The sequence below is a fragment of the Bradyrhizobium sp. MI1.7 genome (genome assembly GCF_055811795.1).
The window spans coordinates 117,837-135,574 of record NZ_JBVVPO010000008.1; the positions used below are offsets into that span (position 1 = coordinate 117,837).

Genomic DNA, 17,738 nt, shown 5'->3' on the forward strand with positions numbered 1-17,738 from the left:
TGGGGGGGGGGGGGGGGGCGCCACCCTTTTCCACCCCCCCAACCGGGGGGCCCCCCCCCCCCCCACCCACCACCCCCCCCCCCCCCCCGGGGGGGGCCCCCCCCGCCCCCCCCCCGCCCGCCCCCCCCCGCAGAGCCGGGACCCATCGTGCTACGCCGATTGCTGCCGCGTGGGCCCCGGCTCTGCAGCGCACCGCACCGGACGATGCGTCGCATCGCCGGGAGCGCTGCGCTGCGCCCGGGGCACGCGAGTTGCTGGCCGCTCACCATCAACAGAAATGTCCGCAGGCAGGGCCTGCGGACATCCATTCGCTTGGTGAACTGGGGCTCAGTACCTGCCGCGGTTGTAGTCGCCGCGTCCGTAGCCGCCTCCGCCACGGCCGCCCATGCCCATGCCGAGACCAATCCCGACGCCAATTCCGACGCCCACGGCTTCAGGTGGCGGGCCAGGGGGTGGCGCGCGCTCGTAGATCACTTCGTCGGGCGGCGGCCGGCGCGGCTTCGGCGGCGTCTCGACCACCTTTCGCTTCGGCGGGGTATCGTCGACGCGTTTCTTGATGACGGGCGCCACCGCCGGATTGACCGGCGTTGCCGGTGTCGACGGCGCCGAGCACGGGCAGGTCGGGGCCATTGCGACCGCGACCGGAGCAGGGGCCGCTGCGGCCGCGACCGGCAAGGCATAGTTGCGGTTCTGCACGCGGAGCAGCAGCCGGCGCGCAGTTGCGGCGAGATCGCTGTTGTCCCAATTCGCCAGATAGGCCTCGAACGAAGCGCGCGTGTTGATGGCGGTGGCGCGCTCCCAGGCCAGCATCTGACGCCGGCGCTCCAGGATCGTGCGCAGACGCGGCGTGTAGGAGGCCTGTGCGTAGAGCTCGACATAGGCCTGATACGCCTCGACGGTGTCGTCGGCGATCACCAGCTCATAGGCAGCCTTCGGCTCCTTGCCCTGCAAATCCTTGCGCCAGTCCGCGACGCTGCGCGTGCCGCTGGCGAGTGCCATGGCGGATGCGCCCGGGAGAGCAGGCTGTCCGCCGCTGCTTTCGCCGCCGAAGAACTTGAAGTCGGTCGTCAGCGACGAGCTTTCCCACGGGATCTGCCGCCCGTCGGTCGATTGCGCCACGGCGATGCGGATGCGCTTGAACACTTCCTCGATCGGCAAATTGGGCTGCTTGGCAACGGTCAGCGCCGCCGTGGTGTAGGGGCTGTCGACGCCGGAGCCGTCCTCGGCTTCGGCGCCGGGCGAGGTCGAATAGGAGATGAAGGAGCCGGGCGCGCCGGCTTTGGTGTCGACGATCGCAAGCCCGTGGCCAGCGCCGCTGAGCGCAGGGAACGGATTGTTGCGGCATGCATCTAACATGAAGATGCGTGCCCGCGTCGGCAGCGCGCCGAGCGTGTTGAGCAGATCGTTCAGCCGCACGCCCTGGAGTGGAATGTCGGCCTCGCGCTTGGGATCGAGATCGACCGGCACCAGATAGTTCTCGCCGTCGATCTGGAGGCCGTGGCCGGCATAGAACACCAGTGCGACGGTGTCTGCGCCGCTGGCGCTGACCTTGCCGGCGAAATCGGAGATTGCAGCGCGCATCTCGTTCTGCGCCAAATTGGCCGCCGTGGTGACGGTGAAGCCGGCATTGCCGAGCAGCTCCGTCATGCCCCTGGCGTCGTTGGCTGCGTTGGGCAGCTCCGGCACGGTCCGGTAGGCCGATTGGCCGATCACGAGTGCGAGCCGCGCCTCGGCGTCGGCGTCAGTCGGCGTTATCAACTGCGTGAGCGCGACAAGGCTGGAGGCAAGAAACAAATTGCGAAGGACCGGACGGCGCATGGTGTCACCTCCATCGGCAATGCGCGCGATGATGTCATCATTCCTAGGTCGCCGCCACGCGTCTGTCTGTGCACTGGATCACGCTGCAAGCTGCGGCAAAATGGGGCAGGGCGTCTGCCGGAGCCGCCGGGGCATCGCTCGGGCGGCATCCATGTGAATTGCGCATTGATCCATGCACCAATTGGATTGATCCGTGCTGCTGCGCGAAGCGTCCTGTCGCACATCGGCCCCGAGGCCGATCCGATCGAGAATCCCGGACAAACATGGTTGTTTTGACGGCGCCGATGCCGTCGATGTTCGCAACCCGCCGCTTTGCGACGGCCGGCTGCAACCCTTGCCTGCCCCGTCGCTTTGGCCATACAGTCCGCGCAACAGGCCGTGGCAGCGATCTCGGCCGTAAGCAAGAATATTCGGGGAGAGACCGCGCCATGACCATCGTGCCTGTGAGCCGTCGCACGTTCATCAAGTCGTCGACGGCGGTCACCGCCGGCCTCGTTCTCTCTCCTGCCATCATCGGTCGCGCCGAAGCGGCGACGCTGAAGCTGAAATGCTCCTCCTCGCTGCCGAACGATCCGAAATACGCCAACGGCCGCGTCTACTATGACAACCTCGTCAAGAACCTGAAGGGCAACGGGCTCGGCGAGCAGGTCGAGGTCGCCTTCTTCCCGGACAACCAGCTCGGGCAGGAGATCGACGTCATCAATTCGGTGAAGCTCGGCGTCATCGACCTCATGGTGTCGGGCTCGTCGATCTCGGCCAACCTGGTGCCGCTGGTCGGCACCTTCGACCTCGGCTTTCTGTTCTCGAGCTTCCCGCAGCAGACCAAGGCGTTCGATTCCGGCGCCGCCAAGCCGATCGAGGACGCGCTGCTCAAGAGTGGCAACATCCGCATCATCGCCTGGGCCTATAATTTCGGCTCACGCAGCGTGCTCGCGAGGAAGCCGGTGAAGACGCCGGAGGATCTCGCCGGCCTCAAGATCAGGACGCTGCCGAATCCGGTGATCACGGAATGCCTGCGCCTGATGGGCGCCGCCGCGACGCCCCTGGCCTTCGGCGAGATCTACACGGCGCTCCAGGCCGGCGTGCTCGACGGGCTGGAGCACGATCCGCCGACGATTCTGGCCAGCAAGTTCTTCGAAACGGCAAAATTCTACTCACTGACGCAGCACAATTTCTCGCCGCTCGCGATCTACTTCAGCGACGTGACCTACAACCGCATGGATCCGAAGCTGCGCGAGGGTTTCCTCGATGCCGCCAAGAAGGCCGCGGCCGATACGCGCGCCCATGGGCTTGCGGTCGAGAAGGAGGCGCTGACGGCTTTGACCGAGAAGGGCGTGACGGTGGCCGAATGCGACCGCGAAGCCTTCAAGAAGCGCGTCGCGCCGCAGCACGAGAACTTCATCAAGGCGCGGCCGGAGTCCAAGCCGGTCATCGACATCATCCGCGCGACGCAAGCTTGAGATGACCAAGTCTGAGATGGCGTTGACAGCCGCCGTGCCCCTCTCGGGCGGCCGCCACGGGAGCATTACGCTGCTGCTTCGCCTCAGCGACGCGATTGCGGCCATCCTCCTGGCCGCCGATCTCGTGGTCGTCTGCGCGTCGGTGCTGCTGCGCTTCTGCTTCAATGCGCCGGTCGAATGGTCCGACGACGTCGCGCGCGGCCTGATGGTCGGCTCGGCCTTCTTCGGCGCGGCGAGCGCGCTGGCGCGCGGCGAGAATGTCGGCGTGTCCTTCTTCCGCGATCTGCTGCCGGTGCGGCTGCGCACGCTGGTGGATGCCGCGAGCGCGCTTCTGGTCGTGCTGATCTCCGGCTATGTCGCCTACAACGCGATCAAGCTGGGATCATTGACTTCAGGCCAAACCACCGGGTCCGGCCTGCCGCTGGAGCTGACCTTCTACCCGATGGGCATCGGCGCGCTGTTCATGACGGTGTTCGCGATCGACCAGCTCTGCGCGCGGCCGCTGCCTGACATCGTCAGGGGCCTCGTTGCGGTCGTCATCGTCAGCGGCCTCTATCTCGCCTGGGATTATCTGTCGCCGTCCACGGTGCCGTCAGCGGGTACGCTGATGTTTATCGGCTTCTTCGCAACCCTGTTCGGCGGATTGCCGATCGGGTTCGCGCTGGCGCTGGCCGCGCTGATCTTCATCTGGGTCGAGGGCGCGCTGCCCGGCGTGATCTTCGCCCAGCAGATGGCGCGCGGCATCGACAATTTCGTGCTGCTCGCGATCCCCTTCTTCATCCTCGTCGGCTACCTCATGGAAGCCAACGGCATGTCGGTGCGCCTGATCGAGCTGTTGCAACGCGGTGTCGGCCGTATGCGCGGCGGACTCAACGTCGTGATGGTGGCGTCGATGGTGCTGTTCTCAGGCATATCCGGTTCGAAGATGGCCGACGTCGCCGCGGTCGGCTCGGTGCTGATCCCGGCCGCACGCCGCTCGAAGCAGAATCCGGGCGGCGCGGTGGCGTTGCTTGCCGCATCCGCGGTGATGGCGGAAACCATTCCGCCCTGCATCAATTTGATCATCCTGGGTTTCGTCGCGAACCTGTCGATCGGCGGCCTGTTCGTCGCTGGCCTCCTGCCGGCGGCGCTGATGGCGCTGGTCCTGATCGCGGTGTCCATCATCTTCGGCAAGCGGCCGGCGGATACCGAGGACGTTGCGCCGCAGATGCCGGTGTCTGGCCTTTGGAGCGGCGCGATCGCCTCGTTCGGCCTGATCTTCATGATCTTCTTCGGCTTCAAGAGCGGCTTTGCGACGGCGACGGAGATCTCCGCGTTTGCCGTGGCCTATGCGCTCGTCGTCGGCAGCGTCGTGTTCCGCGAGCTCACCTTTAAGTCGGCCGCACACAGCTTCGTGCAGGGCGCGACGCGTGCGGGGCTCGTGCTGTTCATCGTCGCCGCCGCGCAGTCGCTGGCGTTCACGCTGACCCTGCAGCAGGTGCCGCACGCGGTCGGCGACTTCATGTTGGGATTGTCCAAGACATCAGGGACGTGGCTGTTCATCCTGCTCGCGATCGGCGTGCTGATCGTGATGGGCTCGGTGCTGGAAGGCGCTGCCGCGCTCATCATCTTCGGGCCGCTGCTGCTGCCGGTGGCCGTGCAGCTCGGCGTCGATCCCCTGCATTTCGGCGTCGTGCTGGTCATCGCGATGGGCATCGGCCTGTTCGCGCCGCCGCTCGGGCTCGGACTCTACGGCGCATGCCTGATCGGCAACGTGCCGATCGAGCAGACGGTGAAGCCGATCATGGGCTATCTCGGCCTGTTGTTCCTCTGCCTGCTCGTCATCGCTTTCGTGCCATGGCTCTCGACCGCACTGCCGCGGGCATTCGGCTACTGAAGGAGTCTTGTCGTGAAAGTCTTGCTGGCTCACACGCCGGAGATGCGCCGCAATTACTACGGCGACCGCAGCCTGAATGGCCTGCGCGCGGCCGCCGAGGTGATCCTGCACGAGAGCGACGACACGCTGGACGCGGTTACCCTCGTGCGCGCGGCTGGTGATGCCGACATCATCGTCGCCGATCGCATGACGGAAGGGCGCGGCGAGATCTTTGCGCAACTGCCGCGCCTGCGTGCCTTCGTCCGCTGTGCCGTCGACATCCGTAATGTCGACGTCGATGCAGCCTCGAACGCCGGCGTGCTCGTGACCCGCGCCGGTCCGGGCTTCGTGCAGGCGGTGGCCGAGCTTGCGATCGGCTACATGGTCGATCTCTCCCGCGGCGTGTCCCGGGCGACGGCGGATTACCAGGCCGGCCGCAGGGTCGAGGCGCGGATGGGCCGCCAGCTCGCCGGCAGCCGGATCGGCATCATCGGCTATGGCAGCATCGGGCGCTATCTCGCCGAAATCGCCAAGGTGATGCGCATGGAGGTGCTGGTCTCCGATCCCTTCGCTGATGTCAGCGACGGTTCGATCCGGCAGGTCAGTCTCGACGAGCTTCTTGGGGCTTCCGACTATGTCGTCTGCCTCGCCATCGCCAACGAGCAGACCGAGAATTTGATCGGCGAGGCGGCGCTGGCGCGCATGCAAAAGGATGCTGTGTTCATCAATCTCTCGCGCGGCAATCTCGTCGACGAGGCTGCGCTGGCACGCGCGCTGCGCGAAAACCGCATCGCCGGCGCGGCGATGGATGTCGGCCGCGCGCCCGACCAGATGCCGAGCCCGGAGCTGGCGAGGCTTCCCAACGCTATCGCCACGCCACATGTCGGCGGGCTGACGCCGCAGGCGATCGAATACCAGTCGCTTGAAACGGTGCGGCAGGTCGAGGCGATCGTCAAAGGCGAGGTCCCGCAAGGCGCCGTCAACGCGGAGTGCTGGACGCGCCGGCCTTGATGACTTTCTAGCCGACAGCACAGCTCTCTCCGTTCCCTCCCCCCTTGCGGGGGAGGGGCAGGGAGAGGGGTGCCGCACGGGGATTCCTTCCGTCGCGCACCGAGCGGTGCATCGTCGGCAACAAGCACCTTTTCCTGGGCGACCCCTCTCCCCAACCCTCCCCCGCAAGGGGGGAGGGAGCGCACCTTTTTCGTGGCGCTAGTCGGGGTTAGCCTAAAGCCGATCCACCGCCCTGAACGTCCCGTCCTTCTGGATCACGGTCAAGAACACCTTCGGCGGCGCGTCGGTCATGCGCGCGCCGACGGTGACGATGCTGCCGCTGATGTCGAAGCGGCCGACGTCGTTGATGGCGCGCAATAGGCTCGCGCGGGTCGGCTGCGGCCCGGCCTTCTCCAGCGCCGCGGCCGCGAGGCGGCCGGAGAGATAGCCTTCGAGCGACACGAAGTCCGGTGTCAGCGTCGGGTCGAACGCCCTCTGCGCCGCCTGGTAGTCGGCGACGAGCTTTTGCGAGCGATCCCAGGGAAACGGCACGACCTGCGAGACGATGACGCCTTCGCCGTCGGGGCCGAGCTCTCTGGCGAGCGCATTGGCGCCGACGAAGGAGATGTTGACGAAGGTCGGATGGAAGCCGCTGCGATGCGCGAGCTTAATGAACTCCGCGCAAGGGCCGTAGGTCCCGACCATGACGACGGCTTCGGGCTCGGCGCGCTTGATCATGCGCCAGGCCGCGCCGACCGCGCGGGTGTTGCGCTCGAAGGTGCCTTCGGCGGCGAGCTCGAGGCCGCGCCTGGCGAGTGCGCGCTTTACGCCGGCGAGACCGTCGCGGCCGAAGGAATCGTCCTGGTAGAAGATGCCGATGCGGGTGAAGTGGCGATCCTCGGTGAGGTGCTTGACCCAGGCCTCCGCTTCAGCGCCATAGCTTGCGCGAATGTTGACGACGTTCGCAAGCTCGAGGTCGCGCAGGAATTCGGCACCGCTGAACGGACCGATGAAGGGAATGTTCCTGGTACTGGTGATCGGTATCGTCGCCATCGCGGTCGGCGTGCCCACCGCGCCGATCAGCGCGAACACCTTGTCGTCCTCGATCAGCCGCAGCGTCTGCGCCACCGAGCGGTCGGGATCGTAGCCGTCGTCGCGGCTGATGAGCTGGAGCCTGCGGCCGTGGACGCCGCCCTTTTCGTTGATCTCGGTGAATGCCGCGACGATGCCTTGCCGCATCCGCTGTCCGAGCGCGGAGGAGGGGCCTTCGAGCGCGGCCGCCTGGCCGAACAGAATCGCATCGTCGCTGACGCCGACCTCGTCGCCTTTCGCTGCAGGATTGGCCGCGGCGAGTAGCGCGACGGCCAGAGCGACGCAGGCCGCTGATCGCGATCGTGTCATGAGGATGTTTGCCGGATAAGGGAATACCTGTCGGAAACGATAGTCCCGTCGCCCTGAACAGCTCGCTAACCCCCGATGTAACGGTGCTCCGTAAGAGTCCGGGGAAAAGCGGCAAAATGCTCGCACAATGGCCCCTGCTTGCAGGCCAATCGTTAACTAAGCCGCGCAATCTGCGACGACCCGGTTCTGAAATTGTGCGGTTCTTAACCCCGATCCTTGTCCGATAGCAGTTCCGGCAGCTCAACCAGAAGTGGGTTGCCGCGCCGAGGGGGACTTGCGGGATCAAGATGGGCGGTCGGGGTCAGAACGATCAGGATCGGGAACGTAGGACCGGATGGTGGCGCGCCGCGCCGCTGCTCGGACTCTATCGCCCTGCGCTCGTCGCAGTCGGCGTCGGTCTCCTGTTCTCGCTCGTGGGCGCCGCCGCCGTGGCGCGATGGGAAAACCGCGTCAACAAGATCGAGTTCGAGAACGCCGCCGAAACCGAAGCCATCGTCATGCAGAACGGCATGAGCGAGTACATCTCCAGGCTCGTCGCGCTGCGTACGCTGTTCGAATCGACCAACGAGGAAATCACCCGCAGCGAATTCGAGACGTTCAGCTCCCGGCTGTTCGAACGTCATCCCGGCATGCTGCGCATCTCCTGGCTGCCGCGCGTCAACCGCAAAGAGCGCGCCGAATACGAGGCCGCCGCGGCCACGGACGGCGTGTCCGGCTATCGCATCAAATCGCTCCAGGGCGAGACCTTCGCGACCGCGCCGCAAGCCGATGAATATTTCCCGGTGTTCTACTCGACCCAGCCGAAGACGTCGTCGGTCTACGGCATGGATTACGCGACCGTTCCGGAGCGCCGCGCAGCCCTCGAGCGCGCGCGCGACAACGATCGCGTCGCCGCCATTCGCACGCGCCTCTACGAGCCGAAGGAGGGCGGCCGGCAGCCCGACGTGCTCGTTGCCATTCCCGTCTACGCCAAGGGAACCTCGCGCGAGGCGGTGGCGGACCGGCGCCGCAATCTGGCGGGCTTCGTCGTCGGCGTCTTCGACCTGCCGCTGCTGATCCAGTCCATTCGCGTGACCACGGGAGCAAGCCCCGCGGTCAGCGTGAACGTCTATCCACCCTTCACGGGGCAGATCGTCAGCCTGGAACAAACCCTGCCGGACTATGCGTCGGCCGCCACGTCGCCGCAGTCGATGCGGGACGTCGCCCGGGCGCTGCACTGGTCGGGCAGCCTCAAGATCGGCGATACCGACTGGCAGGTGCGCGCCATGCCGACGGCCGGAGGTTCGCTGGAGACGGCCTACGACCGCGCCGTTGCCGTCATCGTCGTCGGCATGCTGCTGACGCTGTCGCTCGCGACCTATCTCATGCTCGCAAGCCGCAGCTCGCGGCGGCTCTCGCTGGCGAACCGGCGGGTGCTGGAGCTCGCCCAGACCGATATCCTGACCGGGCTGCCGAACCGCGCCTTCTTCCTGACCCGGCTCGACATGATGAACAGCCAGTTGAGCGTGCGGGGCCTGCCGTTCGCGATCCTGATGCTCGATCTCGACCGCTTCAAGAACGTCAACGACTCGCTCGGCCATGGTGCGGGCGATGCGCTGCTGCGCCAGGTGGCGCTGCGGCTGAGATCTGCGCTGCGCGCCACCGACGTGCTGGCGCGGCTCGGCGGCGACGAGTTCGCCATCATCCAGGAGGCTTGCGACGATCAGCGGACTTGCGCGACCGAACTCGCCGCGCGGATCGCGAAGCTGGTCGCCGAACCGTTCCTGCTGCCCGGCCATCGCGTCGAGATCGGCACCAGCATCGGCATCGCGATCGCACCGGACCACGGCAGCGACCAGGAGCAGTTGCTGAAGAAGGCGGACCTCGCGCTCTACCGCTCGAAATCGGCCGGCCGCAACTGCTTCACCATCTACGACGAGGCGATGTCGGCCGAGCTCGAGGCTCGCAACACGCTGGAAGGCGATTTGCGCGATGCCATCGCGCAGTGCCAGCTCGAAGTGCACTATCAGCCCTTTATGGACGTCGCCAGCGGTGGCCGTCGCGGCTTCGAGGCGCTGGTGCGCTGGCGGCATCCGAGCCGCGGCCTGATCCCGCCGGACCAGTTCATCGGGCTTGCCGAGGAAACCGGGCTGATCGTGCCGCTCGGCGAATTCGTGCTGCGGCGCGCCTGTGCGGACGCCGCCGCCTGGCCATGCGATCTCATGGTTGCGGTGAACCTGTCACCGATCCAGTTCAAGGAAGCCGAGCTGTTCGAGACGATCTGCGCAGCGTTGGCAGATTCCAGCCTTGCGCCGCAGCGGCTGGAGATCGAGATCACCGAATCCGTGCTGCTGGAACGCGGCGTCGAGAACCTTGCCTTCATGGAGCGGCTGAAGCACATCGGCATCGAGCTGGCGCTCGACGATTTCGGCACCGGCTATTCGTCGCTCAGCTATCTGACCACGTTCCCGTTCGACAAGATCAAGATCGACAAGTCCTTCATCCGCAACCTCACGCATCAGCCGCGCAGCTCCGCGATCATCGCCTCGATCGTGACGCTCGCACGCGGCCTCGATATGTCGGTTACCGCCGAAGGCGTCGAGACACGCGAAGAGTTCGAGCGGCTGACCGCGCTCGGCGTCAATTTTGCACAAGGCTATCTGTTCGGACGCCCGCAGCCGGTCGACCAGATCGAGTTCGACGCGCCCGTCCGGGCTTCGCAGCGCGACGCGGCCTGAGCGCGGGCCTGGCAACATTTGAACATATACGAGAGGTCGTCATGCCCGGGCTTGTCCCGGGCATCCACGTTCTTTGTTCCGCGTAGCGAAGACGTGGATGGCCGGGACAAGCCCGGCCATGACGATGTGGCAACTTCTGCGACCCGCCAAGAAACACATTCGTGAAAATCGCTTGACCCAGACGGCCCTGGATGGTCGGTAGCACCATCTAGGGATGAAATAAGCACAACATGCGGCTTCCGTTCTTCTACGGCTGGGTCGTGGTCGCGGTGACCTTCGTGACCATGGCGATCGGCGTCAACGCGCGCACCGCGTTTTCGCTGTTCTTTCCTCCCATCATCTCGGAATTCGGCTGGGAACGCGGCGTCACTGCCGGCGCATTCTCCTTCGGCTTCGTCGTGTCGGGCATCGTCAGCCCGCTGATCGGCCGCCTGATGGATCGCGCCGGCCCGCGCGCGGTGATGGAGCTCGGTGTTGTGCTGATGGGCGGCGGGCTGCTGCTCGCGCCACTCACCAGCACGCCCTGGCATCTCTACGTGACCATCGGCGTCATGGTCGGCGCCGGCTCGGTGTGTCTCGGCTATTCCGGCCAGTCGCTGTTCCTGCCGAACTGGTTCATCCGCAAGCGTGGCTTCGCCATCGGGATCGCCTTTGCCGGCGTCGGCATCGGCTCGGTGACGCTGCTGCCCTGGGTGCAGCACATGATCGAAGAGACCGGCTGGCGCACCGCCTGTACCGCGATGGGACTGCTCATCCTCGTCGTGCTGGCGCCGATCAATCTGTTCCTGCACAAGCGGCCCGAAGACATCGGCCTTCAGCCGGACGGCGATGCCACGCCGGCGGCGGGCGCGGCGACACCGGTGTCCAACATCGTCGATCCCGTCTGGGTCGGCACCGACTGGACGCTCAAGCGGGCGGTTGCGACCGCACGCTTCTGGTGGATCGCGCTCGGCTATTTCAGCGGCCTGTACATCTGGTACGCGGTGCAGGTGCACCAGACCAAATTCCTGCTCGACATCGGCTTCAGCCCGGGTGTCGCGGTGTGGGCGCTCGGCATCGTCAGCCTGCTCGGCATTCCCGGCCAGATCCTGCTCGGCCACGTCTCCGACCGGATCGGGCGGGAATGGGTGTGGGCGATCAGCTGTGCCGGCTTTGCGATCTGCTTCGCGGCGCTGATGGCGCTGAAATTCCAGCCGTCGCTGTGGCTGGTCTATGTCATGGTGTTCGCGCAAGGCGCGCTCGGCTACGGCCTCACCTCGATCATGGGCGCGGTGGTGTTCGAGATCTTCCAGGGCAGGCACCAGGGCAGCATTTTTGGAACGATCATGCTGGCGGCCCTGGCCGGCGGCGCGGCGGGTCCCTGGCTCACGGGTTTCCTCTATGATCGCACCGGCGACTACACGCTCGCCTTCGCCATCGCCATGGTCGTGAGCGGACTGTCGGCGCTCGCGGTCTGGCAGGCCGCTCCACGCAAGGTGCGGGCGGTGGCCGGCCGGCTGCACAAGCTCAAGCCCACAAGCGCGGCCGAATAGGTTCCGAATGCATCGGATTGCCTTCGCAGCTTTCGCGAGCCGTTAAACATGTCGCGTCTTGGCCGGACGCGACCTGGCTGCAAAAACGTCTTGGACACCATCGCGGCGCTAGCCTCGGCCCCCCTTGCCATCTTCCCGATGCATCCGGGTCCAACGATGTCCGCCGCCGATTGTCCCATGACAGAAATTCCGGACGTGCTGCTGGCTGCGCTCGAATGCGCCGACGGCGACATCGTCATCGTCGATAGCGCGCGTCGCATCACGCATTTCAATGCCGGCGCGGAGCGGATCTGGAAACTCGCGCGCGCCGAGGTGCTCGGCCGCGACGCCGAACTTCTCACGCTCAAATGCCTTCGGGCCGATCCGGTCGCGGAGTTCCGCGACGAGATCAGCCTCGTGCGGCGCGACGGCACCCGGATCCGGGCGGCCATCTCGCTGTCATCCGTCACGCGTGGCGGCGTCACCCATCACGTCGTGTTCGCGCGTGACGTCACCGCGGAGGCCGAGCGCCGCGTCAGAATCGGGCTTCTCCACGCCGTCTCCGACCAGACCAACCGCGCGGTGCTCATCACCGACACGGACCAGAACATCGTCTACGTCAATTCCACCTTCGCGACGCTGTTTGGCTACACCAGCGAGGAGGCCGAGGGCCGCCGCGCCGGCGCGCTGATCGCCGGCCGCCACACCGATCGGAAGGCCGTCGCGAAGCTCGTCAAGCGCCTGATGACCGGCGGCCGCCGCGGCGAAATCGAGACGCTGGTCTACAACAAGGGCGGCGAGGAGATCTGGGTCTGCGCCCGTATCGACGTCTTCCGCGACAAGAAGGGCCGTGCCAGGCACATCTTCGCGCTACTCGAGGACATCACCGAGACCAGGCAGCTGCGCTCGCTCCAGCAGCTCATCATGAGTGCGCTGGCCGACGAGGTTCCGATCACCGATATCGCCGACAGGCTGTGCCGAAGGGTCGAGGAGATCGCGCCTGACGTGGTTTGCTCGCTGCTCCACGTCGATGCCGCAGGCCTCGTCCATCCGCTCGGCGGCCCCAGCCTGCCCGAGGACTATTCGCGTGCGCTGGACGGCATCGCGATCGGTCCGAATGTCGGATCCTGCGGCACCGCGGCCTTCTACGGTGAACCGGTGCTGGCCGAAGATCTCGACACCGATCCGCGCTGGCAGCCCTACAAGACGCGTCCGCTCGAAGTGGGCCTGCGCGCCTGTTGGTCGACACCGATCAAGGCCAAGGACGGCCGGGTCATCGCCACCTTCGCCTTCTATTTCCGTGAACCGCGCGCGCCGAGCAACTGGCACCGCCGTATCGTCAACGCCTGCGTCGACCTCGGCGCCTTCGCGATCGAGCGCAAGGAAGCGCGGGCCGAGATCGCGCGGCTCGCCTATCACGACATTCTCACCGGGCTGCCAAATCGCGCGCAACTGCGGCACCTGATCACCACGGCCATCGATGCCTGCCCGACCGGCAGCCACGTTGCGCTGGCCTTCCTCGACGTCGATCATTTCAAGGACGTCAACGACACGTTCGGCCACGCCGCGGGCGATGAGCTGTTGATCCAGCTCGCGCAGCGCCTGCGCGAGCAGATCGGCCCCGAGGACATGCTGGGACGGCTCGGCGGCGACGAGTTCGTCATCCTGCTGCCGCAGCGCAATGCCGAGAGCGCCGAGCGCGTCGCGGCCGGGGTCGCGGAGGCGCTCGCCGCGCCGCTGCGGCTTGGCTCCAGGCAGCTGCAGATGTCGGCGAGCATCGGCATCAGCCTCTATCCCGACCATGCGACCGACATCGACACCTTGATGCAGCAGGCGGATGCGGCCATGTACATGGCCAAGCAGGCCGGCCGCTCCACCCATCGCATCTTCAGCGCCGAAATGAACGGGCTCACCGAGCAGCGCCTGGCGCTGATCGCAGCGCTGCGCCGCGCCATCGCCGAGGGCGCGCTGACCCTCAGCTACCAGCCGCAGATCCGCAGTTGCGACGGTGCCGTCCACGGCGTCGAGGCATTGGCGCGCTGGCATGATGCCGTGCTCGGCGACGTCTCGCCGGCGAAATTCATCCCGCTCGCTGAGGAGTGCGGCCTGATCGAGCAGATCGGCCTGTGGTCGGTGCGTGAGGCCTGCCGGCAGATGGCGGACTGGCGCCGCGCCGGGCTCGACATTCCCAGCGTGTCGGTGAACCTGTCGCCGATCAATTTCCGCAACGTTACGCTGGCGGCGCGGCTCAAGGACATCCTCGCCGAATACGATCTGCCGCCGGACGCACTGATGCTCGAGATCACCGAGGGCACGTTCATGCGGGACAGCGTTGCCGCGCTGGAGACGATGAACGCGATCCGCGAGCTCGGCGTCGGGCTTTCCGTGGACGATTTCGGCACCGGCTATTCCAGCCTCAGCCGGCTTGCGCATCTGCCGATCCGCGAGCTGAAGATCGACCGCAGTTTCATGCGCGACATCGAGAGAGACGCGGGCGCGCTCGCGGTCGCCACCGCCGTGGTGCGCGTCGGACAGGGCCTCGGCATGACCGTCGTCGCCGAAGGCGTCGAGACCGAAGGCCAGCGCAAGACGCTGGCCGAGCTCGGCTGCGACGTCGTCCAGGGCTTCCTCTACGCGCCCGCGCTGCCGCCGGTCGTATTCGAACGCTGGCTGATCGAGCACTGCGCCGAGCAGACGAGGGCGATGCTGGGGCGGATCGATGTTACGCCGGCCGGTCGCGACGTGGTGAAGCGGTCGGCATAGTCGGCTCCAGGGCGTTCGCGCACAATCCGGCAGTCATCCCTTTCAACGGGTAGCTCCAGCCCCGGCTGATGATCGGCTGGTCGGATTTTTGTTTCTGGATATTACTAATTGCCGATTGGCAATATCGAGCAACCGGCGCGGCGCCCTGCCAAATGCTCCGCGCCAGCTCCCGTTCCTACCACCGCGCAACCAGGCAAATCCAACTGCCAGGGCGAACTCAGGACTGGATGGGACTCGGGGCAACGTCACCTCGGGTCCGCCAAAAGCACGGAAAGCCACCATGACCTCGATTTCTGCGCTCTCCTCCAATCACCACCGCTCATCACCGTTGCAACAATTACAAGACGAGCTGCAAGCGGAAGTCAGTTCCGGCACGATCGATGCGTCGGATCAGTCGGCGCTGTCGGCCGCGCTCAGCAGCATCGGCTCCGCGTTGCAGTCAACCGGTGCAAGCGATCAATCCGGCGGCGGGACATCTTCGCCCGACGCCTTCGCGTCGAAGATTAATGGCCTCATCCAGCAGCAAGTGTCGGCCGGCAAGTTGACGGACGAGCAGGCCACCGAGCTGCAAGGAATTTTCAAGGCGGCGCTCTCGCATGGACCGCACGGAGCGGGTGGACCGCCGCCGGACGGGCCACCGCCATCCGGCGAGCCTCCCTCGGTGAACGGCACGGACGACTCGTCAAGTGGCAATTCGACGGCAGAGCTGCTGCAGCAGTTTCTCCAGCAGCTGAAAAGCTCGCTTGCGGACTCGACATATAGCGCGACGAAAGCAGGCGATACGACCAATGCGAACGATCCGTCGTTGTCCGGCGTCCTGATCAACGATCGGATCTGATATCGGCGGCGCGCCGCGCTGACTCGGTTCGCCGCATCGAAACCAGGGCCCGCCATGAATGCGCGCGCCCTGGTCTCACGTTGGCTCAGCGAGCGATCAGTAGTCCCAGAACACCGGCACCCAGCGAAAGGCGTCGCCGGCGACCGCCACATGGCCGACGGACGGGAACGGCATGTGGGTCGCCACCAGCATCTCGCCGCTCGCGGCAATCTCTCGCAACAGACCGACCCGAACGCGCGCCGCCTCCTCGGGGTCGTGTTCGAAACCGTTGTGCCAGTCGGGTTGATCGAATCCGACGGCAAACACGGCGTCGCCGGCGAACGTCAGCCCGTCGCCGCCGGATGCCACGCGAACCACGCTGTGTCCGGGGGTGTGACCGCCGGTGCGACGAACGACGACGCCCGGCGCAACCTCGTGCTGCTCATCGAACTTCCGCAGCTGACTTCCGTACTCCTTGACGAACCGCTTGGCGGTCGCCCGAAGCGCGTCCGGGAAGCCCGGCGGCATGGCGGTGTGGGAAAAATCGGGCGCCTCCCAGAATTTGACCTCGGCGGCCGCCACGTGGATCCGCAGGTCTTTACGCAGCCGCTCCTTCACCCCGTCGACGAGCAGTCCGCCAATGTGATCCATGTGCAAGTGGGTCAGCACCAGATCGGTCACGGACGAAAGATCGATGCCGGCGGCCTCCAGTCGCTTGATCAACTGGCCGGCGCGCGGCAAGTGCAGATCCGGGTCGGACCCCAGTCCAGCGTCGATGAGGATGGTCTTGTCGCCGCTGCGGACCACGACCGCATTCAACGCCCAGTCGAAAGCGTCCTGCGGCAGGAACATGTCGTGCAGCCAGGTCGCCCGGACGGCCGGGTCGGCATTGTGCGCCAGCATCGTGGTTGGCAGCGGCAGCACGCCGTCGCTGACCACCAGCACGTCGATCTCGCCGACCTTCAGCGCGTAGCGCGATGGAACGAGCTCTTCCGGCTTCGATGTCGCGGGGTATGAGGTGTTGTGCAGGTTCATGTTGGTCTCCTGTTTCAAGGTAGGGCTCCCGGCTGGTCTTGGTTGAGCAGGCCGCGCAGCCAGGGAGGTGCGGCCGTGATCGTTTCGTGCTTCTAGAGGCTCGTCACACGCTCCGGATCGGCCGAGGCGAGCGCTGCGGCACGCTCGGCGCGGGGCGGGTAGATCCAGACCGTGTTGATCTCCTGCTTGGTCTTCTTGGCGACGTCGCCGACCATCTCGACCTTGCGCTCCCAGCCGCGCGTGAACAGCGCGCCGGCTTCGCCGAGATCGAGGCAGGTGACGTAGGCCTTCTGGTGATACGGCCTGGTCGGGACGCGCAGGAGTTCGGCTGCCGCATTGTTGCCGGCAAAGGCGCCCATCCGCGTGGCGTGCTGGCAAGACATCAGCGCGTAATTGCCCTCGTCGTCGCACGCGGCTCGCGCGGCATCGCCGGTGGCGAAGACACCGGCGATGCCGGGCACGCGCAGATCGCGGTCCACCAGCAGCCGGCCGAAATTGTCGCGCTCGGCGGGAATCTGCGCCGTCAACGGCGCGGCGCGAATACCGGCTGCCCAGACCACCGTCTCGGTTTCGATGTGTTCGCCGGTCGACAGCGTCACGCCGGATTTGTCGAGCGAGGCAACGCCGGTGCCGAGCCTTGTCTCCACGCCGAGCTTGCGCAGCGCTTGCTCGATGACCGGGCGGGAGCCTTCGCCCATGTCGGGAGCGATCGCGCCTTTACGCTCGACGATGATCACGCGCGTCCTGGCGTTTTGTCCGAAGATGGCGCGCAGGCGCGCGGGCAGCTCGGTCGCCGCCTCGATGCCGGTGAAGCCGCCGCCGGCGACCACGACCGTGTCACGTCCATTGACGGCCGGCCGGTCGGCGAGGCCATGCAGATGCTTGTCGAGGGCAACCGCATCGTCGAGCGAGTCGACGCTGAAGCCGTGTTCGGCAAGGCCGGGGATGTTGGGTCGGAAGAGGCGGCTGCCGGTAGCGATCACCAGGCGGTCGTAGGACAGGGTCTTGCGGGTGCCTTTGGGAGTCGAGATCTGCACCGTCAGCGCCTCGGTGTTGACAGTCTCGGCGCTCCCCTGGATGTAATCGACGTCGATCGCCTTGAGGACATCGAGCAACGGCGCCGTCAGGGTTTCCGGCTTCGGCTCATAGAGCCGAGGGCGGACCACCAGCGTCGGCTCGGGTGCGATGAGCGCGATCTCGAGCTCTTCCGGCGAGACGCCCTGAATGTCGCGCAGGCGAGCGGCGGAGAGGGCGGCGTACATGCCGGCGAAGCCGGCGCCAATGATGAGCAGTCGCATTTGGTTCACTCCTGGATTTGGTTCTGGGTTTGTTGGTTCGAAACGCGCGCCATCGCCGCCGCTCGATGCGAGC

11 protein-coding genes are annotated in these 17,738 nt (G+C 66.3%); 7 read left to right on the plus strand and 4 right to left on the minus strand.

Features of this window, described 5'->3' with window-relative positions; translation table 11 throughout:
• Nucleotides 1–327: 327 nt before the first annotated feature.
• Nucleotides 328–1,818, minus strand: coding sequence for a caspase family protein (locus AC0L3X_RS11060; protein WP_063981585.1), 1,491 nt, complete (start codon nt 1,816–1,818; stop codon nt 328–330).
• 428 nt (nt 1,819–2,246) lie between these two features.
• Here AC0L3X_RS11060 and AC0L3X_RS11065 point away from each other — a divergent pair, with 428 nt between their 5' ends.
• Genes AC0L3X_RS11065 through AC0L3X_RS11075 form a run of 3 tightly spaced genes read left to right on the plus strand, consistent with a single transcriptional unit; the run spans nt 2,247 to nt 6,144 of the window.
• The gene (locus AC0L3X_RS11065) at nt 2,247–3,278 is read left to right on the plus strand and encodes a TRAP transporter substrate-binding protein (protein ID WP_028147675.1); all 1,032 of its coding nucleotides are present in this window, start codon (nt 2,247–2,249) and stop codon (nt 3,276–3,278) included.
• Between the two features lies 1 nt (nt 3,279).
• Nucleotides 3,280–5,154: a TRAP transporter large permease gene (locus AC0L3X_RS11070; RefSeq protein WP_245328563.1), complete on the plus strand. Its 1,875-nt coding sequence runs from the start codon at nt 3,280–3,282 to the stop codon at nt 5,152–5,154.
• A 12-nt stretch (nt 5,155–5,166) separates the two neighbouring features.
• Nucleotides 5,167–6,144, plus strand: a complete 978-nt coding sequence (locus tag AC0L3X_RS11075) for an NAD(P)-dependent oxidoreductase (protein ID WP_063981586.1) — start codon at nt 5,167–5,169, stop codon at nt 6,142–6,144.
• A 213-nt stretch (nt 6,145–6,357) separates the two neighbouring features.
• Here AC0L3X_RS11075 and AC0L3X_RS11080 read toward each other — a convergent pair whose 3' ends face one another.
• Nucleotides 6,358–7,524 carry an ABC transporter substrate-binding protein gene (locus tag AC0L3X_RS11080; RefSeq protein WP_063981587.1) on the minus strand — a complete coding sequence of 389 codons (1,167 nt, stop codon included), beginning with the start codon at nt 7,522–7,524 and terminating at the stop codon, nt 6,358–6,360.
• Between the two features lie 287 nt (nt 7,525–7,811).
• Here AC0L3X_RS11080 and AC0L3X_RS11085 point away from each other — a divergent pair, with 287 nt between their 5' ends.
• From AC0L3X_RS11085 to AC0L3X_RS11100, 4 genes are all read left to right on the plus strand, one after another.
• Nucleotides 7,812–10,241: a bifunctional diguanylate cyclase/phosphodiesterase gene (locus tag AC0L3X_RS11085; RefSeq protein ID WP_063981588.1), complete on the plus strand. Its 2,430-nt coding sequence runs from the start codon at nt 7,812–7,814 to the stop codon at nt 10,239–10,241.
• Nucleotides 10,242–10,471: 230 nt separating this feature from the next.
• Nucleotides 10,472–11,773, plus strand: a complete 1,302-nt coding sequence (locus AC0L3X_RS11090) for an MFS transporter (RefSeq protein WP_063981589.1) — start codon at nt 10,472–10,474, stop codon at nt 11,771–11,773.
• A 156-nt stretch (nt 11,774–11,929) separates the two neighbouring features.
• Complete coding sequence (locus AC0L3X_RS11095) at nt 11,930–14,515, plus strand: EAL domain-containing protein (protein WP_473316390.1); 2,586 nt, start codon at nt 11,930–11,932, stop codon at nt 14,513–14,515.
• A 280-nt stretch (nt 14,516–14,795) separates the two neighbouring features.
• Nucleotides 14,796–15,353: a hypothetical protein gene (locus AC0L3X_RS11100; RefSeq protein WP_063981591.1), complete on the plus strand. Its 558-nt coding sequence runs from the start codon at nt 14,796–14,798 to the stop codon at nt 15,351–15,353.
• A gap of 96 nt (nt 15,354–15,449) precedes the next feature.
• On the opposite strand, the gene AC0L3X_RS11105 is transcribed toward AC0L3X_RS11100, so the two are convergent.
• Nucleotides 15,450–16,367: an MBL fold metallo-hydrolase gene (locus AC0L3X_RS11105; protein ID WP_166101732.1), complete on the minus strand. Its 918-nt coding sequence runs from the start codon at nt 16,365–16,367 to the stop codon at nt 15,450–15,452.
• A 92-nt stretch (nt 16,368–16,459) separates the two neighbouring features.
• Nucleotides 16,460–17,665 carry an NAD(P)/FAD-dependent oxidoreductase gene (locus AC0L3X_RS11110; RefSeq protein ID WP_473316391.1) on the minus strand — a complete coding sequence of 402 codons (1,206 nt, stop codon included), beginning with the start codon at nt 17,663–17,665 and terminating at the stop codon, nt 16,460–16,462.
• Nucleotides 17,666–17,738 lie beyond the last annotated feature (73 nt).

Bases quoted from the DNA above. Each gene is read 5' to 3' on its own strand.
- AC0L3X_RS11060 (WP_063981585.1), bottom strand. From the start codon at position 1,818: ATGCGCCGTCCGGTCCTTCGCAATTTGTTTCTTGCCTCCAGCCTTGTC.
- AC0L3X_RS11080 (WP_063981587.1), bottom strand. From the start codon at position 7,524: ATGACACGATCGCGATCAGCGGCCTGCGTCGCTCTGGCCGTCGCGCTA.
- AC0L3X_RS11085 (WP_063981588.1), top strand. From the start codon at position 7,812: ATGGGCGGTCGGGGTCAGAACGATCAGGATCGGGAACGTAGGACCGGA.
- AC0L3X_RS11100 (WP_063981591.1), top strand. From the start codon at position 14,796: ATGACCTCGATTTCTGCGCTCTCCTCCAATCACCACCGCTCATCACCG.
- AC0L3X_RS11095 (WP_473316390.1), top strand. From the start codon at position 11,930: ATGTCCGCCGCCGATTGTCCCATGACAGAAATTCCGGACGTGCTGCTG.
- AC0L3X_RS11105 (WP_166101732.1), bottom strand. From the start codon at position 16,367: ATGAACCTGCACAACACCTCATACCCCGCGACATCGAAGCCGGAAGAG.
- AC0L3X_RS11070 (WP_245328563.1), top strand. From the start codon at position 3,280: ATGACCAAGTCTGAGATGGCGTTGACAGCCGCCGTGCCCCTCTCGGGC.
- AC0L3X_RS11090 (WP_063981589.1), top strand. From the start codon at position 10,472: ATGCGGCTTCCGTTCTTCTACGGCTGGGTCGTGGTCGCGGTGACCTTC.
- AC0L3X_RS11110 (WP_473316391.1), bottom strand. From the start codon at position 17,665: ATGCGACTGCTCATCATTGGCGCCGGCTTCGCCGGCATGTACGCCGCC.
- AC0L3X_RS11065 (WP_028147675.1), top strand. From the start codon at position 2,247: ATGACCATCGTGCCTGTGAGCCGTCGCACGTTCATCAAGTCGTCGACG.